This window comes from Halomonas stenophila, assembly GCF_014192275.1.
In the GTDB taxonomy this organism is placed as follows: Bacteria; Pseudomonadota; Gammaproteobacteria; order Pseudomonadales; family Halomonadaceae; genus Halomonas; species Halomonas stenophila.
Genome location: NZ_JACHXR010000001.1, coordinates 743,336 through 767,951, shown reverse-complemented (window position 1 = coordinate 767,951; position 24,616 = coordinate 743,336). Strand labels below are relative to the sequence as shown.

21 protein-coding genes are annotated in these 24,616 nt (G+C 69.7%); 10 read left to right on the top strand and 11 right to left on the bottom strand.

What is annotated here, in order from left to right; all coding sequences use genetic code 11:
• Nucleotides 1–75 precede the first annotated feature (75 nt).
• Nucleotides 76–1,782 carry a potassium/proton antiporter gene (locus tag FHR97_RS03420; RefSeq protein ID WP_183382330.1) on the bottom strand — a complete coding sequence of 569 codons (1,707 nt, stop codon included), beginning with the start codon at nucleotides 1,780–1,782 and terminating at the stop codon, nucleotides 76–78.
• A 160-nt stretch (nucleotides 1,783–1,942) separates the two neighbouring features.
• On the opposite strand from FHR97_RS03420, the gene FHR97_RS03415 reads away from it, so the two are divergent.
• Nucleotides 1,943–3,127, top strand: a complete 1,185-nt coding sequence (locus FHR97_RS03415) for an ABC transporter substrate-binding protein (RefSeq protein ID WP_183382329.1) — start codon at nucleotides 1,943–1,945, stop codon at nucleotides 3,125–3,127.
• 3 nt (nucleotides 3,128–3,130) lie between these two features.
• Here FHR97_RS03415 and FHR97_RS03410 read toward each other — a convergent pair whose 3' ends face one another.
• From FHR97_RS03410 to FHR97_RS03400, 3 genes are all read right to left on the bottom strand, one after another.
• Nucleotides 3,131–3,910, bottom strand: coding sequence for an alpha/beta fold hydrolase (locus FHR97_RS03410; protein ID WP_183382328.1), 780 nt, complete (start codon nucleotides 3,908–3,910; stop codon nucleotides 3,131–3,133).
• A gap of 510 nt (nucleotides 3,911–4,420) precedes the next feature.
• Nucleotides 4,421–5,623: an IS110 family RNA-guided transposase gene (locus tag FHR97_RS03405; protein ID WP_246403703.1), complete on the bottom strand. Its 1,203-nt coding sequence runs from the start codon at nucleotides 5,621–5,623 to the stop codon at nucleotides 4,421–4,423.
• 337 nt (nucleotides 5,624–5,960) lie between these two features.
• On the bottom strand, nucleotides 5,961–7,871 hold the full coding sequence (locus tag FHR97_RS03400; RefSeq protein WP_183382327.1) for a propionyl-CoA synthetase: 1,911 nt from the start codon (nucleotides 7,869–7,871) through the stop codon (nucleotides 5,961–5,963).
• A 325-nt stretch (nucleotides 7,872–8,196) separates the two neighbouring features.
• Here FHR97_RS03400 and FHR97_RS03395 point away from each other — a divergent pair, with 325 nt between their 5' ends.
• Nucleotides 8,197–8,520 (top strand): ArsR/SmtB family transcription factor, encoded by a 324-nt coding sequence (locus FHR97_RS03395; protein WP_183382326.1) that lies wholly within the window; start codon nucleotides 8,197–8,199, stop codon nucleotides 8,518–8,520.
• 19 nt (nucleotides 8,521–8,539) lie between these two features.
• Here the strand turns inward: FHR97_RS03395 and sohB are convergent, their stop codons facing one another.
• Nucleotides 8,540–9,574, bottom strand: a complete 1,035-nt coding sequence (gene sohB, locus FHR97_RS03390; protein ID WP_183382325.1) for a protease SohB — start codon at nucleotides 9,572–9,574, stop codon at nucleotides 8,540–8,542.
• 133 nt (nucleotides 9,575–9,707) lie between these two features.
• Between sohB and FHR97_RS03385 the strand changes: the two genes are divergently transcribed.
• Nucleotides 9,708–10,019, top strand: coding sequence for an SCP2 sterol-binding domain-containing protein (locus FHR97_RS03385; protein WP_183382324.1), 312 nt, complete (start codon nucleotides 9,708–9,710; stop codon nucleotides 10,017–10,019).
• An 8-nt stretch (nucleotides 10,020–10,027) separates the two neighbouring features.
• Here FHR97_RS03385 and nudC read toward each other — a convergent pair whose 3' ends face one another.
• The 4 genes from nudC to FHR97_RS03365 are packed head-to-tail and all read right to left on the bottom strand — an operon-like array spanning nucleotide 10,028 to nucleotide 12,852.
• Nucleotides 10,028–10,804: an NAD(+) diphosphatase gene (gene nudC, locus FHR97_RS03380; RefSeq protein ID WP_183382323.1), complete on the bottom strand. Its 777-nt coding sequence runs from the start codon at nucleotides 10,802–10,804 to the stop codon at nucleotides 10,028–10,030.
• Nucleotides 10,804–11,568 carry a DNA polymerase III subunit epsilon gene (gene dnaQ / locus FHR97_RS03375; protein WP_183382322.1) on the bottom strand — a complete coding sequence of 255 codons (765 nt, stop codon included), beginning with the start codon at nucleotides 11,566–11,568 and terminating at the stop codon, nucleotides 10,804–10,806. The genes nudC and dnaQ overlap by 1 nt, the downstream gene beginning before the upstream one ends.
• Nucleotides 11,569–11,612: 44 nt before the next feature.
• Complete coding sequence (gene rnhA / locus FHR97_RS03370; protein WP_183382321.1) at nucleotides 11,613–12,083, bottom strand: ribonuclease HI; 471 nt, start codon at nucleotides 12,081–12,083, stop codon at nucleotides 11,613–11,615.
• The gene (locus FHR97_RS03365; RefSeq protein ID WP_183382320.1) at nucleotides 12,076–12,852 is read right to left on the bottom strand and encodes a class I SAM-dependent methyltransferase; all 777 of its coding nucleotides are present in this window, start codon (nucleotides 12,850–12,852) and stop codon (nucleotides 12,076–12,078) included. The genes rnhA and FHR97_RS03365 overlap by 8 nt, the downstream gene beginning before the upstream one ends.
• 99 nt (nucleotides 12,853–12,951) lie before the next feature.
• Between FHR97_RS03365 and gloB the strand changes: the two genes are divergently transcribed.
• From gloB to FHR97_RS03330, 7 genes are all read left to right on the top strand, one after another.
• A complete protein-coding gene (gene gloB / locus FHR97_RS03360; RefSeq protein ID WP_183382319.1) occupies nucleotides 12,952–13,719 on the top strand; it encodes a hydroxyacylglutathione hydrolase in 768 nt (255 codons plus the stop codon).
• 70 nt (nucleotides 13,720–13,789) lie between these two features.
• Complete coding sequence (locus FHR97_RS03355; protein ID WP_183382318.1) at nucleotides 13,790–14,980, top strand: transglycosylase SLT domain-containing protein; 1,191 nt, start codon at nucleotides 13,790–13,792, stop codon at nucleotides 14,978–14,980.
• A gap of 41 nt (nucleotides 14,981–15,021) precedes the next feature.
• Complete coding sequence (locus tag FHR97_RS03350; RefSeq protein WP_183382317.1) at nucleotides 15,022–16,842, top strand: extracellular solute-binding protein; 1,821 nt, start codon at nucleotides 15,022–15,024, stop codon at nucleotides 16,840–16,842.
• Nucleotides 16,843–17,141: 299 nt separating this feature from the next.
• Complete coding sequence (locus tag FHR97_RS03345) at nucleotides 17,142–18,215, top strand: microcin C ABC transporter permease YejB (RefSeq protein WP_183382316.1); 1,074 nt, start codon at nucleotides 17,142–17,144, stop codon at nucleotides 18,213–18,215.
• Nucleotide 18,216: 1 nt separating this feature from the next.
• Nucleotides 18,217–19,293, top strand: a complete 1,077-nt coding sequence (locus tag FHR97_RS03340) for an ABC transporter permease (protein WP_183382315.1) — start codon at nucleotides 18,217–18,219, stop codon at nucleotides 19,291–19,293.
• Complete coding sequence (locus FHR97_RS03335; RefSeq protein ID WP_183382314.1) at nucleotides 19,286–20,878, top strand: ABC transporter ATP-binding protein; 1,593 nt, start codon at nucleotides 19,286–19,288, stop codon at nucleotides 20,876–20,878. The genes FHR97_RS03340 and FHR97_RS03335 overlap by 8 nt, the downstream gene beginning before the upstream one ends.
• Before the next feature lie 216 nt (nucleotides 20,879–21,094).
• The gene (locus tag FHR97_RS03330; RefSeq protein WP_183382313.1) at nucleotides 21,095–22,837 is read left to right on the top strand and encodes a GGDEF domain-containing protein; all 1,743 of its coding nucleotides are present in this window, start codon (nucleotides 21,095–21,097) and stop codon (nucleotides 22,835–22,837) included.
• A 7-nt stretch (nucleotides 22,838–22,844) separates the two neighbouring features.
• Here FHR97_RS03330 and FHR97_RS03325 read toward each other — a convergent pair whose 3' ends face one another.
• Together FHR97_RS03325 and FHR97_RS03320 are read right to left on the bottom strand one after the other, a co-directional pair.
• Nucleotides 22,845–23,546: a pseudouridine synthase gene (locus FHR97_RS03325; protein ID WP_183382312.1), complete on the bottom strand. Its 702-nt coding sequence runs from the start codon at nucleotides 23,544–23,546 to the stop codon at nucleotides 22,845–22,847.
• Nucleotides 23,546–24,361 carry an amidohydrolase gene (locus FHR97_RS03320; protein ID WP_183382311.1) on the bottom strand — a complete coding sequence of 272 codons (816 nt, stop codon included), beginning with the start codon at nucleotides 24,359–24,361 and terminating at the stop codon, nucleotides 23,546–23,548. Before FHR97_RS03320 ends, FHR97_RS03325 begins: the two co-directional genes overlap by 1 nt.
• Nucleotides 24,362–24,616 lie beyond the last annotated feature (255 nt).

The window sequence follows — 24,616 nt, the reverse complement described above, 5'->3', positions numbered from 1 at the left end:
CTCCGAGGCTGCCCACTCGTCACAGTCTCGACCATCCCTCTCGCGCTGTCACGGCGCCCGTCGCTCCCCGACCGGTCAGTAGAGACGCAGCCCCACCCGGGTCACCCGGTTGCCATCCATCTCGCTGACCACCCAGTGGATGCCGTGCCAGTCCACGTCATCGCCCACCACCGGGTGGCCACCGACCCGCAACGAGATGAAATCGGCCAGCGTCATGTCCTGCTCACCGGGGCTGAGCGTGAGCCCGTAGGCATCGGCCACGTCGCCCATGCGCGCCGCCCCGTCGAAGGTGAAGGTGCCGAAGAAGGCCCGTTCGCGCTTGAGGGTGGCATCGCCGTTGAACAGCCGGTTGAGGGCCGGCAGGTCGTCGGTGCGGCCGATCACGCAGAGCACATCGCCGCGACACAGTCGAGTGCTGCCCTTGGGGTGCAGCATCACGCCCTCGCGGAACAGCGAGGCGATCAGGGCTCCCGAGGGGAAGCGCAGCAGGCGGATCGGCACGTCCTCGAGGTCGGCGTTCTCGACCACATAGACGAACATCTCGAAGTCGTTGTCCGTCTGGATCCCCAGGGGCCCACGCCGATTGGGCGCCACCATGGGCGGCAGCTGGACCTTCAGGCACCGGGCCACCCACGGCAGCGTGCCGCCCTGGATCAGCAGCGACAGCAGCACCACCGCGAAGGCGACGTTGAAGTACAGCGAGGCGTTCTCCACCCCGCCGATCACCGGGAAGATCGCCAGCACGATGGGCACCGCGCCGCGCAGCCCCACCCAGGCGATGAAGCCGACCTCCCGCCAGCGGAAGCGGAAGAACGGCTTGATGGCCACCAGCACGGCCAGGGGACGCGCCACGAAGATCAGCGCCAGGGCCACCGCGGTGGCCGGCAGGGCATACTCCAGCATCTCGCTGGGGGTCACCAGCAGGCCCAGCACCAGGAACAGGCCGATCTGGCTCAGCCAGGCCAGGCCGTCATGGACCGGCAGGATGAAGTTGAGATGGCGCCCGGGCCGGTTGCCGATCATCAGCCCCGCCAGGTAGATGGCCAGGAAGCCACTCCCCCCCAGGGCACTGGTCAGTCCGAAGACGCAGAACCCCAGGGCCAGGGCCAGCAACGAGTAGAGGCCCGGCGCCAGGTCCAGCCAACTGATCAGCCGCGCGATCAGCCAGCCCGCCCCGACGCCGATGACGATCCCCAGCCCGAACTGGCGCAGGAAGAAGAGCGCGGTCTCGAGCACGCCGCCGATCTCCCCGACCAGCACCTCCACCAGCATCAGCGTCAGGAAGATCGCCATGGGATCGTTGGTCCCCGACTCGATCTCCAGCGTCGCCCCCACTCGCTCGTTGAGGTTGATGCCGCGGCCGCCGAGCATCGAGAAGACCGCGGCGGCGTCAGTGGAGCCGACGATCGCACCGACCAGCAGCCCCTGGACCAGGGTCAGTTCGAAGACCGCCATGGCGATCGCCCCGACCAGGGCGCTGGTGACGAAGACCCCCAGGGTGGCCAGGGACAGCGCCGGCTTGAAGCCCACCCGGAAGGTCTTGAGCCGGGTGCGCAGTCCGCCGTCGAGCAGGATCATCGCCAGGGCCAGATGGCCGATCAGGAAGGCCAGCGCATAGTCGTCGAACTGGATGCCCAGCAGCCCCTCCTCCCCGGCCAGCATGCCGAGCCCGAGGAAGATCAGCAGCAAGGGCACGCCGACCAGGGTGGAAAGGCGGCTGGCGAGGATGCTCAGGGCGATCAAGAAGCCGCTGAGCAGAAAGAGGGTATTGATCGAATCCATGGCGTCCTGCCTCGGGAGAGGGCCGGGATTATCTCACGACCGTCGGCGGGTCGCGAAGCCCGCGGCAACGTTGAGCGGCAGGCTGGCCAGCCCCTGCCCGGCGCCGATAGACTAGCGCCGGACGTCGCACGACGCGCGTCATGTCGCTGGAGCCTCTGCCATGCTGTCATCTTCCTGCCGCCGGCCGGCCCGGGCCCTGCTGCTGTTCGTCGGCGGCCTGCTCGCCCTCGCGCCCCCGGTGGCCGCGCAGGAGGCCGACGAGGCGCCATCGCGCTTCCCGCCCCTCGATACCGAGGTGATGGTCCCCGACCTGTCGCGGCCGGCCGCGCCCCCTGGCCCGGATCCGCTGGCCGCCTTCCACACCCTGCCCAACGGGCCGGCGGTGGACACCCCGACGCACCCCACCGCGCCCGCCGTGGCCGTGGGGCCGGCGCAGCCCATCGCGCCGCCGCCGGTGCGCCGGCTCGAGGTGATGCTCGACTGGTACCCCAGCCCCCGCCACGCGGCACTCTTCGTGGCCCGGGAGCGGGATCTCTTCGCCCACCGGGGCCTGGAGGTGGAGATCGTCACCCCGGCCGATCCGGACGTGCCCACCAAGCTGCTCGCCGCCTCGCGCATCGACCTGGCCGTGACCCGGCAGCCGCTGCTCCACCTGCTCGTCCATCGCGGCAAGCCGCTGGTGCGGGTGGCCACCCTGGTCGGCGTGCCGCTGACGGCGCTGGTGATGCGCACCGATGCCGACTTCCCCTCGCCATCAAGCCTGACGGGGGCACGGATCGGCCACGCCAACCGGGACGGCGAGGCAATCCTGCTGGCCACCCTGCTGGCCAGCCAGGATGTCGCCCGCGAGGAGATCGACAGCCCCGACCTGCATTTCGGGATGGAACAGGCCATGCGCGAGGCTCGCGTGGACGGGGTGATCGACGCGGGGCGCCACCTGCTGCCGCGGGCGCTGGCCGACGATGGCCTGGCGACCACGACCCGGCCGGTGGAGGACTTCGGCGTGCCGCGTCACGACGGGCTCGTCCTGGTGGCCAACCGGGACCACCTGAGCCGGCAGCGGGACGCCATCCGACGCTTCGTGGACGCCCTCGAGGAGGCGACCGCCTGGATCCTCGAGCACCCCGAGGAGAGCTGGCCGCTGCTGGCGGCGGCCGAGCCGACGCTGGACACGCCGGCCAACCGCGCCGCCTGGCCGGAGATCCGCGCCCGCCTCAGCCTGGCCCCGGCCGCCCTCTCGCAATCCCGCTATGCCGACTTCGAGCGCTTCCTGTTCGAGGCCGGGCTCATCGACGAGCGCCTGCCGGTCGGGCGCCTGGCCGTCGACCCCGGCACCCGGCCGTGAGGGTCAATCGACCTGCTCGTCGAGAAAGGCGTTGACCGCATCCTGGAAGGCCTCGGGCCGCTCGGCGTGCAGCCAGTGGCCGGCCTCCAGGGTCACCACCCGCGCCCCGGGCAACACCTCGTGGAGTGCCGGCAGCATGGCGTCGGTGACATAGTCGGAGCGGGAGCCGCGGATCACCAGGGTCGGCCCCGTGAAGGCGCCCTCGCCGGCCGGCGCCGCCCTGATCGCCTCGTAATCCCCCTCGATCTCGTCCAGGCCGATGCGCAGGCGCAGCTGGCCCGCCTCGGCGCGCTCCAGGTTGGTCGCCAGGAAGAGGCGAACGGGGCGCTCCGCGACATGCTCGGCGAGCAGCGCATCGGCCTCGCCCCGGTTGGCCGGCGCCCCGGCCTCGACCCGGCGCAGCGCGGCGAAGATGGCGTCATGGCCATGGCCGTAGGCCCGGGGGGCGATATCGGCAACGATCAGCGAGGCCACCCGCTCGGGCGCCAGGCGCGCCAGGCTGATGGCCACCTTGCCGCCCATCGAATGGCCGAGCAGGTGGACGCGCGGCACCTCGAGCCGGTCGAGCAGGGCCAGGAGGTCATCGGCCATCTGGGTGTAGGCCATCCCCGCAGCATGCGGGGAGCGGCCGTGGTTGCGCAGGTCCACGGCGATGACCCGCCGCGCGGCCTGCCACTGCTTGACATGGGAACGCCAGTTGTCGGCGCTGCCCAGCAGCCCATGGATGACCACCAGCGGCGTACCCTCGCCGCCGGTGTCGAGATGGTTGAGCGCGATGGTCATCGGGGTCTCCTTGGGAATCAGAGCACCAGGCTGATGCCCAGCTTGATGGCGTAGTCCACCCAGGCGATCTCCGGCCAGTGGGCGGCCATGAAGGGATCGGGACTGCGGTGGGCAGCCGGCGGAAGACGCGCGCATTATACGCAGCCGCCCCGCCCCGGCCAAACCCGCTCTCATGTCATGCAGGCTATCGCAGTTGGGTCTGACGAGAGGCGCCGGGGACAAGCCGAAGAGGAGGTCCTGGTATGGATTGACCTGTCAAGGGACTCGGTTGTCTCTACTGCATGCGGTTGTCCTCAATGCCTACCGGTCAGGGAGCGAGGGGCTATCAGCGACGGTGGATCTCTCTGGTATTCGTGGGTTGGGTACCGACCTGTCATCACTTCGTCGCGGAGCTACCCCGCTCTACGCTCGAGGGTCACCCGGCCCCGGAGGGCGGATGCCTCATAGGACCGCCAGGGGTTCTCCTACCGGCCCGACGCTCCCTGACACGTAGACACTGGGACGCGGCCATTATGCCGTGGCCCGGCTACCGTGCGGCTTGCCCATGGCCTCACAGGCGATGGCCCACAGGAAACCTGCCAGCTCTCGCGCCACCGCGGTGGTGACCTGCTGCTTTAGCTTGCCTGTGGCCGCCAGCCGGCGGTAACGCCCGCACAGGCGTTTCTGGGCCTCCCAGGCCATCGCCTGGACCGTTGGCGAGGTGCGCTCGGCCCGTTGCTGGATGATTCGCGTCTTGCGTGCGGGGAAACGATAGTTCCAGGCAGCCTCCACCAGCACGCGTCGGACATGGCCGTTGCCGGTCTTGGTGATGCCACCCTGACGTCGGCTGCCGCCGCTGGAGTGCTCGCTGGGGACCAAGCCCAGATAAGCCATCAGCTGCCGCGGCGAATCGAAGCGACTGATGTCGCCGAGTTCGGCGAGCACCGTCATCGCCGTGATCAGGCCGATCCCGCGCATCGCCATCAGCGCCTCGACGACCGGCGCCAGCGACCAGCTCGACAGCGCCGCTGCCATCTGCTTTTCCAGGCCGGCCACGCGGCGTTGAGCCTCCTTCACGGCCTCTACGTACTCCTCCAGCACGAGCTGCTGAACCGGGGTGTCGAAGCGGACCGTCTCCAGCCAGCGGAAGTGCACCGGGACCCACTTGCTCTTGCCCCCATAGACCTTGCCATGTCGCAGCAGGAAGGCGCCCAGCCGCTGTCGCGCCTTGAGCTCGATGGCTTTCATGTCCTCCCGGGCTCGCGTCAGGTCACGGATCGCCTCCTGCTCGGGTGTCGGCACCCACACCGGCGTCAGCTCACCGGAACGCGACAGACGCGCCAGCATCTGCGCATCACGGCGGTCGGTCTTGACGCGATCGCCGGCTCGGCGAGGGATCAATGACGGAGCAACGACCTCACAGTCATGGCCACTCGCCTGGACCTGGTGATAGACCCCATAGCCACAGGGACCCGCCTCGTAGCTGAACAGCAGCGGCTGCCCCGCGAAGCGCTCGCTCAGCTGGCGAATCAGCTTGTCGATGGCCTTGGGCTCGTTGGGGATCTCGCCACGGAACTCGGGCGCCTGGCGGCCTGCCTCGGCGATCGCCACGGAGATGCTCGCCTTGTGCACATCCAGCCCGATATAAGCGGCGTGGACATCGCCGGCGGCGTTGAGCCGCTCGGCGACAGTGCGCTCCACAACGGCCTGATGAGTTGCGTTAGACTGTGTCATGACCTGCCTCCCTCAATAGTGGCTCTGTGTTGTTGCCCAACCTCAACGTAACCCACGACGTTGAGGCGGGGCAGGTCAATCCATCATGTCTACGCCATGGGTGAGGAGCACCGCTCCGAACGGGCTGGCCATGGATGGCCAGCACCGGTCCTGCAAGCGGAGCAGGATGCGAGAGCGCCGCAGGGCGTCGGTAGCGCCCAGGGATGGGTTCACAGCGCCTCCTCGATGGTCCGGCACCCCGGGGCTTGTCGACGGATCAGCCGCGAGCGATGCCGCTATCTGCGATAGTCCCACCTCGTCGGGGCCGCGCCGCCCACGCAGCCCCGACGTCGGCCGGTTAGACCCGGCGCGCCTGGTGGGCGTCCCCTACCTCCCGGTTCTTCATGGCCTCGTGGACATCCTCGAGGCTCGCGGGGTCGTCGATGGTCGAGGGAATGCCGAACGCCTGGCCGTCGGCGATATTGCGCAGCAGCTTGCGCAGGATCTTGCCGGAGCGGGTCTTGGGCAGGCGATCCACCACCAGCACCTGCTTGAAGCAGGCGATGGGGCCGATGCGCTCCCGCACCCGGGCGATCAGCTCGTTCTCGAGGGCCAGCTCGTCACCATCGAAGCCGTCCTTGGGGATCACCAGGCCCACCGGCACCTGGCCCTTGAGGGCATCGTGGATGCCGATCACGGCACACTCGGCGACGGCCGGATGGGCACCGACCACCTCCTCCATCTCGCCGGTGGAGAGCCGGTGGCCGGCCACATTGATGACATCGTCGGTGCGCCCCATGATGAACAGGTAGCCGTCCTCGTCGAAGTAGCCCCCGTCACCGGTCAGGTAATAGCCGGGAAAGGCCGCCATGTAGGCGCTGTGGAAGCGCTGGGGATCGCGCCAGATGCCCGCCAGGCAGCCGGGCGGCAGGGGCTGCTTGATCACCACGCTGCCCTGCTCCAGCGCCGGGGCCGGCTGGCCCTCGCGGTTCAGGACCTGCACATCGAAACCCGGCACCGGCACGGTGGCCGAACCGGCCTTGGTGGGCATGGGCTCGAGGCCCTGGAGGTTGGCGGCGATGGGCCACCCCGTCTCGGTCTGCCACCAGTGGTCGACCACCGGCACCGTCAGCAGGTCCTCCAGCCAGTGGAAGGTCGGCGGGTCCAGGCGCTCGCCGGCCAGGAACAGCGCCTTCAGGCAGGAGATATCGTGCTCGGCGAGCCGCAGGCCCTCCGGGTCCTCCTTCTTGATGGCGCGAAAGGCGGTGGGCGCGGTGAAGAAGCTCTTCACCCGGTATTCGGCGATCAGTCGCCAGAAGGCCCCCGCATCGGGGGTACGCACCGGCTTGCCCTCGTAGACCACGGTAGTGCAGCCCCGCAGCAGCGGCGCATAGACGATATAGGAGTGGCCGACGACCCAGCCCACGTCGGAGGCGGAGAAGAACACCTCCCCCGGCGCCATGTCATAGACGACCTCCATGGAATAGTGCAGGGCCACGCCATAGCCGCCGGTGTCCCGCACCACGCCCTTGGGCTTGCCGGTGGTGCCGGAGGTATAGAGCACGTAGAGCGGGTCGGTGGCCTTCACCGGCACGCACTCCGCCGGCGCCGCCCGCGCCACCAGATCGGCCCAGTCATGGTCGATGGCCCCGAGTTCGGCCCGATGCTGCGCCCGCTGCAGCACCACACAGGCCTCGGGCCTGTAGGCACTCTGGGCGATGGCCTCGTCGACGATGGGCTTGTAGGGCAGCACCCGGTCGACCTCGATGCCGCAGGACGCGGCGACCACCACCCTGGGCTCGGCGTCCTCGATGCGCATCGCCAGCTCGTGGGGGGCGAAGCCGCCGAAGACCACCGAGTGCACCGCCCCGAGACGGGCACAGGCATACATGGCCACCAGGGCCTCCGGCACCATGGGCATGTAGATGATGACCCGGTCGCCCTTCTCGACCCCGAGTCCCCTCAGGGCGCCGGCGAAACGGGCCACCTCGTCGCGCATCTCGCGAAAGCTCAGGGTCCGCTTGCCACCGGTGACCGGCGAGTCCCAGTGGACGGCCGGCTGGTCCCCCCGCCCCTGCTCGACATGATGGTCCAGCGCCGCGTGACAGAGGTTGAGCTCGCCGTCCTCGTACCAGCGGGCATGCCCCTGGTCGTCATGGCGCAACACGGTCTGCGGCGGGGTGAACCAGGGGAGCCGCCGGGCCTGTTCGGCCCAGAAGGCCTCGGGCTGCTCGATGGAACGACGGAATTCGCTGCGATATGCGGTCATGGACATCCTGCCTGTTGCACGGGTGGCTCACTGGATTGTTGACACTCTAGAACAGCGAATCGAGAAAAACCTCAGACAAAGGGCTAAGCTTCGACAAAAGAACGACAGGGAGACGGATATTGTCGACAAAGACAGCCTGCCCGCCCGCGGCGATGGCCGCGGTAGGGTGGCGCTCGGTGGGCTATAATTGAGTGATGGCTGAATCAGAGAACGGAGACGAAGGCAGCTACCGGCCAGCAGGAAGCCGAACAATCACGACATCGGGGGGCCGTGCCGGCGAACAGGGAGCACGCGCCACGGGCCCGAACACGCGGGGGTGATAAAGATGAGCGACTCGCAACGCCGGGCATCGCACCTGCTGGAGGGGGGGGACGTGGTGATCGATCAGGCCAGCGCCCTGCTCAAGGCGATGGCCAATGACAACCGGTTACGCATCCTTTGCCTGCTGGAGGGCACGGAGCTGTCGGTGACCGAGCTCAACCGCCGGCTGCCCCTGAGCCAGTCGGCGCTGTCCCAGCACCTCGCCATCCTCCGGCGCGAGGATCTGGTCTCCACCCGGCGGGCCTCCCAGACCATCTACTACTCCCTCAACGGCGAGCGGGCGCGGATCATCCTCGACGCCCTGGACCGGCTCGGCCTGCCGGACTGACCGCGGCGTCCGCCCCGGCTCAGCGCTTCTGCCAGCCGCTGGCATCCAGCAGCTCCAGACCGCGCTGAGCCCCGCGTTCCACGCCGCGGGAGATCGCCAGCCCCAGGCGATCGGCGAGCCCCTGGCGACGCTCCAGGCGCACCGACACCACCCGCGCATCCTCCAGGCGCTGGGCCAGGTAGGCCTCGCTGGTGCCGAGCTCGTCGACCAGGCCACGCGCCAAGGCATCCCGCCCGTACCAGACCTCCCCGGTGGCCACCGCCTCGATGTCCAGCGCCGGGCGGCGCTCGGCCACATGACGCTTGAACAGGCCATGGATGGTCTCGAGGTCCTCGAGGAACTTCTCGCGGCCCTCCTCGGTGTTCTCGCCCAGCACCGTCAGGGTGCGCTTGTAGCGCCCCGCCGTGAGCACCTCCACATCGATGTCGTGGCGCTTCAGCAGGCGGTGCAGATTGGGCAACTGCGCCACCACCCCGATGGACCCCAGCACCGCGAAGGGGGCGACGCGCAGCCGGTCGGCACAGCAGGCCATCAGGTAGCCGCCGCTGGCGGCGACCTTGTCCACGCACACCGTGGTCATAAGCCCCGCCTCCCGCAGCCGATCCATCTCCGCGGCGGCATGGCCATAGGCATGGACCAGGCCACCGGCCGACTCCAGGCGTACGACCACCTCGTCGGCCTCGCCGGCGACATCCAGCACCGCCGAGACCTCCTCGGCGAGCCGTCCGGCGGCACTGGCCTTGAGATCGCCGTGGAAGTCGAGCACCCAGACCGTGGGGGTGGACTCGGTGGGGACATGGCGCTTGCCGCGGGCCTTGTCATCGCGCCGGAAGGCCTTGAGGAGACGCTTCCTCGCCCCCGGCTCACTGGCCGCCAGCTGCAGCCGCCGGCGGCGACGCCGACGGCTGTCGTTGAGCTCCTCGACCCGCAGGCGGACGCGTTCGCCTTCGGCCCCGCGGGCGCGCATCACCACCAGGATCGCCAGCAGGGTGATGCCCACCACGGCCAGCAACTGGGCCAGGAACATGCCGTAATCCGTCAGCCATTCGTTCACCGCTCACCTCCTCCCGATGTCCGCTTCCATCCTGCCCATGGCGGTGTCGGCGCACAAGTCGCCTTGATTAAAACACTTGTTTTAAATAGGCTCCCCTGAACACAAGCCACGACGACCCGCGGAGACCGAACCGATGTCCGACCTCACCCTCGACAAGCTCCATGCCCGTTTCAATGCAGCGGCCGCCCGCGACATGGACGAGATCTTCCAGTTCCATTTCAGCGATGCCGGCGACCACTACCTGGTGGTCAAGGATGGCACCCTCGAGGTCTGCAAGGGCGAACACGAGGAGCCCTCGGTGAGCCTGAGCCTGAGCACCAAGACCCTGCGCGGCGTGATGAAGGGCGAGATCAGCGGCATGAGCGCCTTCATGAGCGGCAAGCTGAAGGCCAACGGCAACATCATGCTGGCCACCCGCCTGGGCAGCCTGTTCCCGGCCAACTGACCCGCCCGTCAGGAGCGCCGGGCGCCGACCTCGGCCAGGTGCGTCTCGATCAGGGCCCGCGAGATGGAATACAGCGGCGGCAACTGGGGGAGCCGCGTCGGCGAGAACCAGGCGGCGTCGCTGATCTCCTGGCCATCGATGCGAATGCGGCGACTGGCCGCCTCGGCGAAGAAGCCCAGCATCAGCGAGTGGGGAAACGGCCAGGCCTGGCTGCGGAAGTAGCGCAACCGCCCCACCGCCAGCCCCACCTCCTCGTGGATCTCCCGCCGGACCGCCTCCTCGGCGGACTCCCCCGGCTCGATGAAGCCGGCCAGGGTGGAATAGCGCCCCGGCGGGAAGCGCGGGCTCCGCGCCAGCAGCAGCGCATCGCCGTGAGTCACCAGGGTGATGATGCACGGCGAGATGCGCGGGTAGTTGCGATGGCCGCACTGCGCACAGTGCATGGCGAACTCGCGGTCCAGGCGCGCGGTGCGGGCGCCGCAGCAGCCACAGAAGCGGTGGTGGCGCAGCCAGGCCCCCACCTGCAGGGCCGTGGAGACCAGCGGGAACCAGGACTCGGGCAGGCGCGCCAGCCAGGCGCGGCCTTCCGGCCAGTCGTCCCCCGCGGCCTCCTCCAGGGACAGCGCCACGGGCTCGTCCCGCCACCAGCACAGCGGCTGCATGGCGGCCGTCCACGGCTGCGCCTCCTGCAGGGGCCCGCCATCCGGCCCGGGCGCGATGCGTCCCTCGGCCAGGCGGATCACCCGCCCCGCGGCCTCGGCGTGGGGCAACTCGCGACGCAGCATCAGTCCGGGGCCTCGGGGCTGGCGGGCCAGCCGTCCAGGCCGTCCCAGCGACACTCGCCGGCGGCCTCGCGGATGCGCGCCAGCTTGTCGCGATGGGCCGCGAGTTCCGCCTCGTCGGGGGCCTGCACCCTCAGTTGGCCCGGCGAGAGCGACAGCCGGCGGATCGCCATGCCGCCGCCGTTGTCGCCCTCGCCCTCGCCGCCGGTGGAGGCATCCAGCGACAGCGCCGTCTGGCCGCCGGTCATCGCCAGGTAGACGTCGGCGAGGATCTCGCTGTCCAGCAGGGCGCCGTGCAGCACCCGGTGACCGTTCTCGATCTCGTAGCGCTTGCACAGGGCATCCAGGCTATTGCGCTGGCCGGGATGCTTGTCGCGGGCCATCCTCAGGGTGTCGAGGATGCGACAGTGGTCGGCCACCGGCCCCAGGCGCGGCTCTCCCCGGGCGGCATTGAGCAGGCCCAGTTCGTGGTCGATGAAGCCCACGTCGAAGGGCGCGTTGTGAATCACCAGCTCGGCGCCCTCGATGAAGGCCCAGAAGGCGTCGGCGATCTCGGCGAAGACCGGCTCGTCGGCGACCCGCTCGTTGGTGATGCCGTGGATCGCCACCGCCTCGGCCTCGATCTCGCGCTCGGGGTTGATGTACTGATGGTAGGTGTTGCCGGTCAGGCGACGGTTGACCATCTCCACCGCCCCGATCTCGATCAGCCGGTGGCCGTCCTTGGGGTCGATGCCGGTGGTCTCGGTATCCAGGATGATCTGGCGCATTGGGTCGCGTCTCGTGCTCGGTGTTCAAGGGGACACCGGGACCGTCAGGCCCCGGCCAGCATCTCGTCGATGGCCTCGTTGGCCAGGGCGTCGGCCCGCTCGTTGCCCGGATGGCCGCTGTGGCCCTTGACCCAGTGCCAGTCGATGACATGGCGGCGGGTCTCCTCGTGGAGGGCACGCCACAGCTCGGCATTCTTGACCGGTTGCCGCGAGGCGGTCTTCCAGCCTCGCTTGATCCAGCCATGGATCCACTCGGTGATGCCGCGGCGCAGGTAATCGGAATCGGTCCACAGCGCCACGCGGCAGGGGCGCTTGAGCTCGCGCAGGGCCATGATGGCGGCCATCAGCTCCATGCGGTTGTTGGTGGTCTCGGCCTCGGCCCCCTTGAGGGCCTTCTCGTGACGACCGCTGAGCAGCAGCGCGCCCCAGCCGCCCGGCCCCGGGTTGCCTCGGCAGGCACCATCGGTATAGATCGTCACCACGCCAAGCGCCTGGTCCTGTGGTCTGTCAGTCACCCTCGGTCACCCTTTCCGGCTGCGGCCCGCACTGCCGCGAGGCATTGCCCAGCGCCGAGCCGGCCAGAGGCCTCGGGAAGGCCACCCGGTCGCGGCGGGTCTGGGCCAGTTGGGAGCGGCGCCGGGCATGGATCATGTAGCAGTCGCCCAGCGGCAGGTTGTGCCGCCGGCCCAGGGTCTCGAGCATGGCGTTATGGGCGGTACCGCCGGGCAGACGAAAGCCGCAGTAGTCTACCCGCTGGGCCTCGAAATCGACAAACGCCAGCCAGTCGCTGAGCCGCCCCGGGGTCCGCCAGCGCCCACGCCAGGGCAGGTGCCGGCGGCGCTCCGGCCACAGGCGGCTCACGCCGGCCACGCCGAAGGGCGCCCAGCCGAACAGGATCAGGTGGCCGTCATCATCGGTCACCCGCGCCGCCTCCTGCAGCAGGTGGTGGGGGTCCGGGGCCACCTCGAGCAGGTGATGGATCACCACCAGGCTCAGGCAGCCGTCGGGCAGGGGCAGGGCATCCGGGGGACAGACCAGGGTCGCGTCGCCCTCCGCCAGCTCGGCGGTGGGCGACCAGCGCAGGGCGTGACGCACCGGGCACATGTCGGCCAGCGTCGGGGCCATGCCGAGTTCGAGTCCGTTGACCCCGAACCAGCGCTCGCACAGCGGTCCCAGGCAGGCGCGCTCGGCGCGCCAGACGCTCCGGCCGCCGGGACTCGCCCAGTAACGGCGCCCCTCCCTTACCAGGCGAGCCAGGGCCATCGCATCCTGCGAATTTGACATGTCGCGCTCTTCTCTCCAAAGTACTCGATTTTGCAGAACATCTATTCAAGGCGCCAGCGGCTCCATCGAGACCAGCCCAGGCGCGAGGACTCCGAGCCCATGTTGAGCGTGACACCGATTCCCGCCTTTAGCGACAACTATATCTGGATGCTTCGGCAGGACACGAATGGCGATGTCTGCGTCGTCGACCCCGGCGATGCCGACCCCGTGATCGAGTGGCTGGAACGCGAGGGGCTCAACCTGGGCTGCGTGCTGATCACCCACCACCACCCCGACCACACCGGCGGCCTGCCGGCGCTGATCCAGCGCTACTCGCCGCGGGTCATCGGCCCCCACAACCCCGATATCCCGGGCATCGACGAGCGGGTCGGCGCCGGGGACGAGGTGCGCGTGATGGGCCGGCTGTTCGAGGTCCTCGAGGTGCCCGGCCATACCCTGGATCATATCGCCTTCTTCACCGCCGGTATCCCGCCGCTGCTGTTCTGCGGCGACACCCTGTTCAGTGCCGGCTGTGGTCGTCTGTTTGAAGGGACTCCCGAGCAGATGCACGCCTCGCTGGCCCGCCTCCAGGGCCTGCCCGAGGACACCCTGGTCTTCGCGGCCCACGAGTACACCCTGGCGAACCTGCGCTTCGCCAGGGCCGCGGACCCGGACAACACCGACGTGGACGCCGCCGAGCAGGAATGCCGGCGGGCCCGGGAGCTCGACCGCCCCACCCTGCCCAGCACCATCGGGCGCGAGCGGCGCATCAATCCTTTCCTGCGCTGCGACGACGCCGGCGTTCGCCGGGCCGCCTCGGCCCACGGCGACACCGACAGCAGCGTCGCCACCTTCGCCACCCTGCGCGCCTGGAAAGATTCCTTCTGAGACACGATACCCGATGGACGCCGCCACCGCCGCAGAGCGGCGGGCCGGCGTGCGCCCAGGAGGCCAGCGAATGACCTATCACACCCGCCGACGACTCCTCGGATTCGCCAGCACCCTCGCCATGACCGGGGCCCTACTGGCCAACGGCGCCTACAGCCAGGCGTCGACCCTGCCGAAGGACCGGCTGGCCGTGGACGCTCCCGCCTACACCAGCAGTCCTCGTGGCAAGCCCGCCGGCGGCCGGCATTTCTGGAACAGTCTCGACCTGGAGCCCAGCGATGCCTGGTCACGCCTGCGCGAGAGCTTCCAGTGGCGGGATCAGTGGCAGGACGACGCCGGCCATGCGCGGGTCCAGCGCTGGATCGACGAATACAGCTCAAGCCCCCACAACATCGTCGAGATCACCGAGCGGGCCCGCCCGTGGCTGGCCTGGATCCTCGAGCGGGTCGAGTCCCGGGGGCTGCCCGGCGAGATCGCGCTGATCCCCTTCGTGGAGAGCTCCTTCGACCCTCGCGCGCGCAGCCACTTCGGCGCCGCCGGCCTGTGGCAGATCATGCCGCGGACCGGCGATGCCCTGGGCCTCCGGCGCAACGGCGCCTGGGACGGACGCCTCGACGTGGTGCGCTCGACCCAGGCGGCGCTGGACTACATCGAGTACCAGGCCGACCAGTGGTACGGGGGCGATATCGAGCTTTCGCTGGCCGCCTACAACGCCGGGGCGGGCACGGTGAACCGGGCGCGGCGCATCGCCCAGTCCCGCGGCCAGGAGGGCCGCTACTGGGACCTCGACCTGCCGGCGGAGACCATGGACTATGTCCCCAAGCTGCTGGCCATCGCCGCGATCATCGCCGAGCCGGAGCGCTATGACGTCGCCCTGCCGGAGATCGACGCCGAACCGGCCTTCGCCCGGGTACGTGTCACCCGCACGATCCGACTGGGCGAGGCGGCCCGCCTGGCCGGCGTGCCCAAGGGCCAGCTCGCCGATCTCAACCCCGGCCTGCGCACCGAGGCGGCCCGCCCCGGCCAGGTCCGCGAGCTGCTGGTGCCGGTGGACGGTGCCGACCCCCTCATGGCGGCATTGGAGGCGGCCAGCCCCGCGACCGGCGGTGGCGACGGGATCCATGTCGTGCAGCGAGGCGACACCCTGTCCGCCATCGCCACCCGGCATGCCGTGGCCATCTCCGACCTGGCCCGCTGGAACGACCTCCAGCGGGTCGACACTTTACAACCCGGCCAGCAGCTGACACTTTCCGGTAGATGATGACGGGCCCCGGCCCCTCCTCGGAACAAGGATCCTCTCCGATGCGATCGACCATGCTGCTGCTGACGGCGCTGGCGGCAGGCCCCGCCCTGGCCGCCAGTCCCGACGAGGTGCCCACTCGCCATGCCCTCGCCCTCTATGGCGAGCCGGCGCTTCCCGCGGACTTCAGCCACTTCCCCCATGCCGATCCCGCGGCACCGGTGGGCGGCACCCTGACCCGGGCCGCCACCGGCAGCTTCGACTCCACCAACCCCTTCATCATCCAGGGCACCCCGGCCACGGGCCTCAACGCGATCTACGACACCCTGATGGTCGCCAACCCGGACGAGCCGTTCACCATGTACGGGCTGCTGGCCGAGGGCATCCGGCTGGACCCGGACCGCCAGTGGATCGAGTTCGACCTGCACCCCGAGGCGCGCTTCCACGACGGCACCCCGGTGACGACCGCCGACGTGATCTTCAGCTTCGAGACCCTCACCGAGAAGGGACAGCCCTTCTACGGGGCCTACTACGCCGACGTCACCGAGGTCCGCGCCGTGGACGAGGACACCGTGCACTTCGACCTGGCCGACAGCGAGTCCCGGGAGCTGCCGCTGATCCTCGGCCAGATGCCGGTCCTGCCCGCCCACTACTGGGAGGGCCGCGACTTCGAGGCCACCACCCGGGACGCCCTGCTGGGCTCCGGCCCCTACCGCATCGCCCGGGTCGACCCCGGCCGGCGCATCGTCTATGCGCGGGTCGAGGACTACTGGGGACAGGACCTGCCGGTGAACCGCGGCCGCCACAACATCGGCCGCCTGGTGTTCGACTACTATCGCGACCAGACCGTGGCCCTGGAAGCCTTCAAGGCCGGCAACCTCGACATGCGCATCGAGTCCAGCGCCCGCAACTGGGCCACCGCCTACGACTTCCCCGCCGCCGAGGCCGGCTTCGTGCAACGCCTGGAGGTGCCCGACGGCCAGCCGGCGGGCATGCAGGCCTATGTCATCAACCTGCGCCGGGAGAAGTTCCAGGACGTGCGCGTCCGTGAGGCGCTCAACCTGGCCTTCGACTTCGAGTGGCTGAACCAGAACCTCTTCTACGGGGCCTACGAGCGCACCCGGAGCTACTTCGAGAACTCCGCGATGGCCGCCGAGGGCCTTCCCGGCGAGGGCGAGCTGGCCCTGCTCGAGCCGCACCGCGAGGCGCTGCCGGAGCGGGTGTTCGAGCAGCCGCTGCCCATCGAGCAACCCCAGGACATGCGCGCCCGCCTGCGCGAGGCCTTGAATCTGCTGCATGAGGCCGGCTACGAGAATCGCGCGGACGGCATGCTCGTCGACGCCCGGACCGGCGAGCCCCTGACCCTCGAGGTGCTGCTGTTCGACACCCAGTTCGAACGCGTCGTCCAGCCCCTGCTGCGCAACCTCGCCCGGCTCGGGGTCCAGGGCGACATCCGCATCGTCGACGTCAACCAGTACCTCAATCGCCTGCGCCGCTTCGATTTCGACGTCATCGTGGGCAGCTTTCCGCAGTCCGCCAACCCGGGCAACGAGCAGCGCGAGTTCTGGGGCAGCGAGTATGCCGACGCCCCCCAGAGCCGCAACCTGATCGGCCTGCAGGACCCGGTGATCGATGACCTGGTGGACCGGCTGATCGCCGCCGACAGCCGCGAGGCACTGGACACCGCCGCCCAGGCCCTGGACCGGGTGCTGCGCTGGGGCTTCCACGTGATCCCCCAGTGGCACCTGGACACGACCCGCATCGCGCTTTGGGACAAGTTCGGCTGGCAGGAGCCCTTCCCCCACTACAACCTGGATCTGGATGCCTGGTGGGTCGATCCCGACCGCGCCGCCGAGATCGAGAACCGACAGCGCAATCGTTGAGCGAAGCAGAGCCGATGATGCAACCGAGTCCGCTCCCATCTGGCAAGATGAGCGCCGGGGACAAGACGTAGCGAGGGTCCTACGCCATGAGTGAGGAGCACTGCTCCGAACGGGCTGGCCATGGATGGCCAGCACCGGACCTGCAAGCGGAGCGGGACGCGAGAGCGCCGCAGGGCGTCGGTAGCGCCCAGGGAAGGGTTTACAGCGCCCTCGCGATGGTCCGGCACTCCGGGCCTTGTCGCCGGGAAAGCTCATCGCCTTATCACACGACGTCTAGAAATGAACGCTAAGGACACGCCGTGGCCGCCTATGTACTGCGCCGCATCCTGCTGATGATCCCCACCCTGCTGGGGGTCATGCTGCTCAACTTCATCATCGTCCAGGCCGCCCCGGGCGGTCCCATCGACCAGATGCTGGCCCGCTTCGAGGGACTCTCCACCCAGGCCAGCACGCGCCTGGAGGGCGGCGGCGGCGACGTCGCCGCGAGCGGCGAGTCGCGGGGCGCCCGGGGCGTGCCCCAGGCGTTCATCGATCGCCTGGAGACCCAGTTCGGCTTCGACCAGCCGCCCCACGAGCGCTTTTTCGGCATGCTCGTCGACTATGCCACCTTCGACCTGGGCGAGAGCTTCTTCCTCGGCCAGAAGGTCACCACCCTGATGCTCGAGCGGCTGCCGGTCTCGATCTCGCTGGGACTCTGGACCACCCTGCTGGTCTACCTGGTGTCCATCCCGCTGGGCGTCCGCAAGGCGCTGAGCCACGGCTCGCGGCTCGATGTCTGGACCTCGGGCCTGGTCATCGTCGGCTATGCGATCCCCGGCTTCCTGTTCGCCATCCTGCTGATCGTGCTGTTCGCCGGGGGCAGCTACTGGGACGTCTTCCCGCTGCGCGGCCTGACCTCGCCGGACTTCGCCGACCTCGGCCCGTGGGGCAAGGTGAAGGACTACTTCTGGCACATCACCCTGCCCGTGGTGGCCTCGGCGATCGGCAGCTTCGCCACCCTGACCATGCTGACCAAGAACAGCTTCCTCGACGAGGTGCACAAGCAATACGTGCTGACCGCCCGCGCCAAGGGCGCCAGCGATCGCCGCGTCCTCTACGGGCACGTGTTCCGCAACGGCATGTTGATCATCATCGCCGGCATGCCCTCGGCGCTGGTCGGCATCTTCTTCACCGGCTCGCTGCTGATCGAGGTGATCTTCTCCCTCAACGGCCTCGGCCTGCTGGGCTTCGAGGCGGTGATGCAGCGTGACTATCCGGTGATCTTCGGCACCCTCTACCTGTACACCCTGATCGGGCTGGTCCTGAAGCTGATCTCGGACCTGACCTACGTGTGGGTCGACCCGCGCATCGACTTCGAGACCCGGGAGTCCTGACATGACACGCCTCACCGCCCGGCTGTCGCCGATCGCCCGTCGCCGCCTCGCCACCTTCCACGGCAACCGCCGCGCCCGGTGGTCGCTGTGGCTCTTCCTGGCCCTGTTCGTGATCAGCCTCGGCGCCGAGCTGGTCGCCAACGACCGGCCGCTGTTGATGCAGTACCAGGGGCAGTGGTACGTCCCGCTGCTCGTCGACTACCCCGATACCGAGTTCGGCGGCTTCCTGCCCACTCCCGCGGACTACCGGGACCCCTATATCCAGGAAGCCATCGAGGCCGACGGCTGGATCCTCTGGCCCCCCATCCCCTTCTCCCACGGCACCCTCGACATGGGCCTGTCGCACCCGGCGCCATCCCCGCCGGACGCCCGGCACTGGCTGGGCACCGACGACCAGGGCCGGGACGTGCTGGCCCGGGTCATCTACGGCTTCCGCCTCTCGGTGGTCTTCGCCCTGGTGCTGACCATCGGCTCGATGGCCCTCGGCGTGCTGATCGGCGGCGTCCAGGGCTACTTCGGCGGCAAGGTCGACCTGATCGGCCAGCGGCTGATCGAGATCTGGTCCGGCCTGCCGGTGCTCTTCCTGCTGATCATCCTGGCCAGCCTGGTCGAACCCAACCTCTGGTGGCTGCTCGGCATCATGCTGCTGTTCTCCTGGCTGGGCCTGGTCGACGTGGTGCGTGCCGAGTTCCTGCGCGCGCGCAACCTGGAGTACGTGCGCGCCGCGCGGGCCATGGGCCTGCCCTCGCGACTGATCATGTGGCGCCACGTGCTGCCCAATGCCATGGTCGCCACCCTGACCTTCATCCCCTTCCTGTTCACCGGCGCCATCACCACCCTGACCGCCCTGGACTTCCTGGGCTTCGGCCTGCCGCCGGGCTCGCCCTCGCTCGGCGAGCTGGTGGCCCAGGGCAAGAACAACCTCCAGGCCCCCTGGCTCGGCATCACCGCCTTCCTGACCCTGGCGGTGATGCTCTCGTTGCTGGTGTTCATCGGCGAGGGCCTGCGCGATGCCTTCGACCCGCGCCATATCCCGCAGGCCGGCGACGCTCGCCAAAGGACGCCCCGCGATGCCTGACACCCCCCTGTTCCGCCTCGATGCGCTGACCATCGCCTTCGACGGCTCGCCGGTGGTCGAGGAGCTGTCCCTGGCGGTGCACCCCGGCGAGACCCTGGCCCTGGTCGGCGAATCCGGCTCCGGCAAGTCGGTCTCGGCCCTCGGCGCCCTGGGGCTGCTGCCCCGCAACGCCGAAGTGCACGGCGGCCGCCACCTCGGCGACACCGACCTCGCCCGGCTGACGCGTCGGCAGTGGCAGGCGCTGCGCGGCGGCCAGGTGGGCTTCGTCTTCCAGGAGCCGATGACCTCGCTGAACCCGCTGCAGACCGTGGCCAAGCAGATCGGCGAGACCCTGCGCCTGCACCAGGGCCTCTCCGGCCCGGCGGCCCGGCGACGCTGCCGTGAGCTGCTCGAGCAGGTCAGGCTGCCCCGCGCCGAGGAACTCCTCGACGCCTGGCCCCACCAGCTCTCCGGCGGCCAGCGCCAGCGGGTGATGATCGCCATGGCCATCGCCAACCGCCCCCGGCTGCTGATCGCCGACGAGCCCACCACCGCGCTGGACGTCACCGTCCAGCGCGAGATCCTGGCGCTGCTCGCCGACCTGCGCGATGCCCACGGCATGGGCATGCTGTTCATCACCCATGACCTCAACCTGGTCCGCCGCCATGCCGATCGGGTCTGTGTCATGCATCACGGCCGTGTCCAGGAGACCGGCGAGGTGGCCGGCGTCTTCGCCGCGCCCCAGAGCCCCTACACCCGGGACCTGCTGGAGGCCGAGCCCGCGGGCCGCCCCGCGCCCGTCAACGCCCAGGCGCCACTGCTCAGCGCGCGCGGCCTCGGCGTGCGCTTCCAGCGCCCCAAGAAACTCTTCAGCCGCCGCCCGCCGGCCTTCGAGGCGGTGAAGCCCCTCGACCTGACGGTGGCCCCCGGCGAGACCCTGGGCATCGTCGGCGAGTCCGGCTCCGGCAAGACCACCCTGGCACTGGCCCTGTTGCGGCTCACCGGCAGCCAGGGCGAGATCGACTTCGACGGCGAACGCCTGGACCGGTTGCATGGCAACGCCCTGCGCCGGCGCCGACGCCGCCTCCAGGTGGTCTTCCAGGATCCCTATGGCTCGCTGTCGCCACGCCTGCCCGTCGCCGACATCGTCAGCGAGGGCCTGCGCTTCCACCACCCGGAGCTGTCTCGGGCGGACGTCGACCGTCGGGTCCGCGACACCCTGCGCGAGGTGGGCCTGCCGGAACAGTGCGCCGCCCGCTACCCCCACGAGTTCTCCGGCGGGCAGCGCCAGCGCATCGCCGTGGCCCGGGCCATCATCCTCGAGCCCGAGCTGCTGGTCCTCGACGAGCCCACCTCGGCCCTGGATCGCACCGTGCAGAAGCAGCTGGTCGCGCTGCTGCGGGAACTCCAGCGGCGCCGCGGGCTGAGCTACCTGTTCATCAGCCACGACCTGGCGGTGGTCCGCGCCATGGCCCACCGCATCCTGGTGCTCAAGGACGGCGAGGTGATGGAGAGCGGCGACTGCCAGCAGGTCCTGGAACATCCCGGCACCGACTATACCCGCGCCCTGGTGGAGGCCGCCGGCCTGACGCCCACCGAGGCCTGACGGGGCCAGTTTCCCGATCCCGGCCGCGTCGGTGGCCGGACGCCTACCATGCCGCCGGACGCCTGGCCTCGAGGCCACGCACCAGAGCAGGTCGAGACGCTTCCCGGCAAGAGAAGATAACGGTATAAACCCTTTCTGGACGCTCCCGCCTGGCGGGGCGTCATCCCCGAGCCTGGCCTATACTTGGCTCCTGTCGACTCCGGCCAGGAGGGACCCATGCGCCGCCCCCCGCTCTCGCTCTGCTGTGCCCTGCTGTGGCTGCTGTCGGCCGCACTGACGCCACAGGCCCAAGCCTCGGTGAAGCCCCTCGAGGCCGGATGGGAGTATCGCTGGGGCGATTCGCCCCGGCTCGCCGACGGCACCCCGGCCTGGACGCGACCCGGCACGGACGAGGCGGCCTGGCAGCCCATCGCCTTTCCCTCCAACCCGCCGGACCGCCGGGACCGGCAGCATGTCTGGTTCCGGGTCCCCCTGCCCGACGGCGCCTGGCGCGATCCGGTGGTCTATATCTACAGCGTCGACCTGATCGTCGAGGCCTACCTCGATGGCGAACGCATCTACCGCCACGGCACCTTCGATGCCGAGGGCAAGGGCCGCTTCGCCGGCTGGCCCTGGCACATGCTCGAGCTGCCCGAGGACTTCGCCGGCCAGGCCCTGTATTTCCGGATCTTCTCCGACTACTCCGACATCGGCCTGTGGGGCGAGGTCAAGCTGATGGAGCGCGCCGAGCTGCTTGGCTACGTCATCGAGCACTCGGCGGCCGACCTGGTGATCAGCGGGGTCTGCCTGTTGCTCGCCCTGCTGGCCGGCAGCTTCGCACTGATCCAGGCCAACCGACACAGCTTCGCCGCCACCGCCCTGTTCTCGCTGGCCACGGGCACCATGATCCTCGCCGAGACCCAGGCCAGCCAGCTGCTGCTGGCCGCTCCCCTGCTGTGGGACACCCTGGCCGCGGCCGGCTATTTCACCCTGCCGATCGCCATCGGCCTGCTGCTGGAGCACTGGTTCGAAGACACCCGCCGACAGCTGATCCGACGCATCTGGCAGCTCCATCTCGGCTATCTGGTACTGGCCATCGGCGCCGCCAGCCTGGGCTGGATCAACCTGTCGAGCACCTTCCCGGTCTTCGACGCCCTGCTGGTGGTCAACCTGACGCTGCTGCTGGCGATCATCGCCCCGCGCCTGCGCCAGCTCGACCGGGGCCAGAAGGCCATCCTCGCCACCTATGCCCTCTTCGGCCTGCTGCTGCTGGGGGACATGGCGGTCGCCCATGGCCTGGTGCCCTGGACCCGGGTGCCCGTCAGCGCCGGCGCCCTGGCATTCGCCCTGGCCATTGTCGGCATCTCGCTGGCCGACTATGCGCGCACCCAGCAGGCCCTGAAGCGACTCAATCAGCGACTCGAGCAGGAGGTCGCCGAGCGCACCGCCCAGCTGCAGCGACTGGTCAAGCGGCTCGAGGTCTTCTCCTATACCGACACCCTCACCGGCCTGCACAACCGCCGCTATTTCGACGAGCTGCTGGAACACGATGCCGCCCAGGCCAAGCGCCACGGTCGTGCCCTGACGCTGATCATGATCGATATCGACCACTTCAAGCACTTCAACGATGACTTCGGCCACGAGGCGGGGGATACGGTGCTGGCCGGGGTGGCGAGCTGCCTGGCCCAGCACTTTCGCGAGGCCGACGTGGTCTGCCGGCTGGGCGGCGAGGAATTCGCGGTGCTGCTGAGCGATGCCGACGCCGACGCGGCCCGGGGCCGGGTCGATGCCCTCATGGCCCGGCTGGCCGGTACCGTCTACCACTACCGGGAAGCGACCCTGGGACCGATCAGCGTCTCCTGCGGCATCGCCTCCTACCCGTTCCATGCCGACGACCCCCTGGCGCTGATCGGGCTCGCCGACAAGGCCCTCTATGCCGCCAAGCACGGCGGCCGGGCGCGGTCCCACGTCTACGCCTGAGCGCGGTTCAGAACAGGGCCACCTCCCGCTCGGTGAGTTCGCGCCACTCGCCGGGCGCCAGCGTCGGGTCGAGACGCAACGCCCCCACCGATTCGCGATGCAGGGCCTCCACATGGTTGCCGATGGCCGCGAACATCCGCCGCACCTGATGGTAGCGCCCCTCGCTGATGCTCAGGCGGGCCCGGTGGGCATCGAGGAGCTCGAGTTCGGCCGGGCGGGTCGCGGCCTCCTCGCCCTCGAGCCACACGCCCTCGGCGAAGGCGGCCACCGCCCGCGCGGCCTCCTCGCCCGCCAGGGGCCGCGCCAGGGTCGCCCGGTAGACCTTGGCACAGGCCCGCTTCGGCGAGGTGACCCGGTGGGACCACTGGCCGTCGTCGGTCAGCAACAGCAGGCCGGTGGTCTCGACATCCAGCCGCCCCACCGGCTGCAGCCGCTCCGCCTTGGGCACCTCGATCAGGTCCACCGCCCGAGGGTACAGGCCCCGGCGGGCGGTGCACTCCACGCCGGCCGGCTTGTGCAGCATGATATGGCGCACGCCCACCAGGGCCAGCGGCACGCCGTTCCAGGTGACGCGGTCCTCGTCGCCGACGTGCCGGGCGCCCTTCTTCTCGGGCTCGCCGTTGACGGCCACCTCGCCCCGGGACAGGGCCCGCTTGGCCAGCCCCCGGGTGAGCTCGGTGCTCTCCGACAGGAAACGATCCAGGCGCATCAGACCCCCACCCCGTCGGCCAGGGCGAAGTGGTCGGCATCGCGCCAGGCCGGGAACTTCTCGCGGAAGGCGGCGAGCTCGTCCAGCGACAGGCGGCCGGTCCTGACGAAGGGGATGTCGCGTGGCTCGTCGATCAAGGCCTCGCCCTTGGCGTCCACCAGCATGGAGTCGCCGGCATAGGCCATGCCCTTGGCATCCTCGCCCACCCGGTTGACGCCGATCACCGGGCACAGGTTCTCGACGGCCCGGGCCTGCAGCAAGACCCGCCAGGGGTGACGCCGCGGGGCCGGCCAGTTGGCCACGCACAGCAGCGCATCGTATTCGAAATGCTCGCCGGGGGCCGGCTGCTGGCGCAGCCACACCGGGAAGCGCAGGTCGTAGCAGACGCTGAGCAGCATTCGGAAGCCCTTCAGCTCGACGATCACCCGCTCATGGCCCATGGCGTAGCGCTCGTGCTCGCCGGCCATGCGGAACAGGTGGCGCTTGTCATAGTGCACCAGGCTGCCATCGGGGCGCGCCCAGATCAGTCGATTGAAGTAGTCGCCATCCTCCACCACGGCCACGCTGCCGGTCACCACGCAACCGCGACGGCGTGCCTGGTCCTGCAGCCAGGCCACGCTGGCGCTGTCGGCCATCGGCTCGGCCATCTCCCGGGAATTCATGGTAAAGCCGGTGGCGAACATCTCCGGCAGGACGATCAGGTCCGTCTCGGCCCCGTCGAGGTCGCCCAGGGTCTCCTCGAGCCTCCGGCAATTGGCCTCGGGGTCTTCCCAGCGCAGGTCGGACTGCACCAGGGTGGTTCGAAGTTCGCTCATCATGGACTCCATCGGGCTCTGGGGAATCTCCCCAGCCTAACCGAGACGCGGCCGCCACGCAGCCATCGCCGGCGGGAGGCCAGGGCTATCGCAGTTGAGTCTGACGAGGGGCGCCGGGGACAGGTCGAAGAGGGGGTCCTGCGCCAGGGGTGAGGAGCACTGCTCCGAACGGGCTGGCCATGGATGGCCAGCACCGGACCTGCAAGAGGAGCGGGACGCGAGAGCGCCGCAGGGCGTCGGTAGCGCCCAGGGAGG

Excerpts from the sequence above, each read along its gene's own strand:
- FHR97_RS03340 (WP_183382315.1), top strand. The coding sequence starts at position 18,217 with ATGACACGCCTCACCGCCCGGCTGTCGCCGATCGCCCGTCGCCGCCTC.
- FHR97_RS03410 (WP_183382328.1), bottom strand. The coding sequence starts at position 3,910 with ATGACCATCGCGCTCAACCATCTCGACACCGGCGGCGAGGGTACGCCG.
- nudC (WP_183382323.1), bottom strand. The coding sequence starts at position 10,804 with ATGCTGCGTCGCGAGTTGCCCCACGCCGAGGCCGCGGGGCGGGTGATC.
- FHR97_RS03320 (WP_183382311.1), bottom strand. The coding sequence starts at position 24,361 with ATGAGCGAACTTCGAACCACCCTGGTGCAGTCCGACCTGCGCTGGGAA.
- FHR97_RS03400 (WP_183382327.1), bottom strand. The coding sequence starts at position 7,871 with ATGACCGCATATCGCAGCGAATTCCGTCGTTCCATCGAGCAGCCCGAG.
- gloB (WP_183382319.1), top strand. The coding sequence starts at position 12,952 with ATGTTGAGCGTGACACCGATTCCCGCCTTTAGCGACAACTATATCTGG.
- FHR97_RS03325 (WP_183382312.1), bottom strand. The coding sequence starts at position 23,546 with ATGCGCCTGGATCGTTTCCTGTCGGAGAGCACCGAGCTCACCCGGGGG.
- FHR97_RS03415 (WP_183382329.1), top strand. The coding sequence starts at position 1,943 with ATGCTGTCATCTTCCTGCCGCCGGCCGGCCCGGGCCCTGCTGCTGTTC.
- FHR97_RS03395 (WP_183382326.1), top strand. The coding sequence starts at position 8,197 with ATGAGCGACTCGCAACGCCGGGCATCGCACCTGCTGGAGGGGGGGGAC.
- dnaQ (WP_183382322.1), bottom strand. The coding sequence starts at position 11,568 with ATGCGCCAGATCATCCTGGATACCGAGACCACCGGCATCGACCCCAAG.
- FHR97_RS03420 (WP_183382330.1), bottom strand. The coding sequence starts at position 1,782 with ATGGATTCGATCAATACCCTCTTTCTGCTCAGCGGCTTCTTGATCGCC.
- FHR97_RS03335 (WP_183382314.1), top strand. The coding sequence starts at position 19,286 with ATGCCTGACACCCCCCTGTTCCGCCTCGATGCGCTGACCATCGCCTTC.
- FHR97_RS03405 (WP_246403703.1), bottom strand. The coding sequence starts at position 5,623 with ATGACACAGTCTAACGCAACTCATCAGGCCGTTGTGGAGCGCACTGTC.
- FHR97_RS03385 (WP_183382324.1), top strand. The coding sequence starts at position 9,708 with ATGTCCGACCTCACCCTCGACAAGCTCCATGCCCGTTTCAATGCAGCG.
- FHR97_RS03350 (WP_183382317.1), top strand. The coding sequence starts at position 15,022 with ATGCGATCGACCATGCTGCTGCTGACGGCGCTGGCGGCAGGCCCCGCC.
- FHR97_RS03355 (WP_183382318.1), top strand. The coding sequence starts at position 13,790 with ATGACCTATCACACCCGCCGACGACTCCTCGGATTCGCCAGCACCCTC.
- FHR97_RS03330 (WP_183382313.1), top strand. The coding sequence starts at position 21,095 with ATGCGCCGCCCCCCGCTCTCGCTCTGCTGTGCCCTGCTGTGGCTGCTG.
- FHR97_RS03365 (WP_183382320.1), bottom strand. The coding sequence starts at position 12,852 with ATGTCAAATTCGCAGGATGCGATGGCCCTGGCTCGCCTGGTAAGGGAG.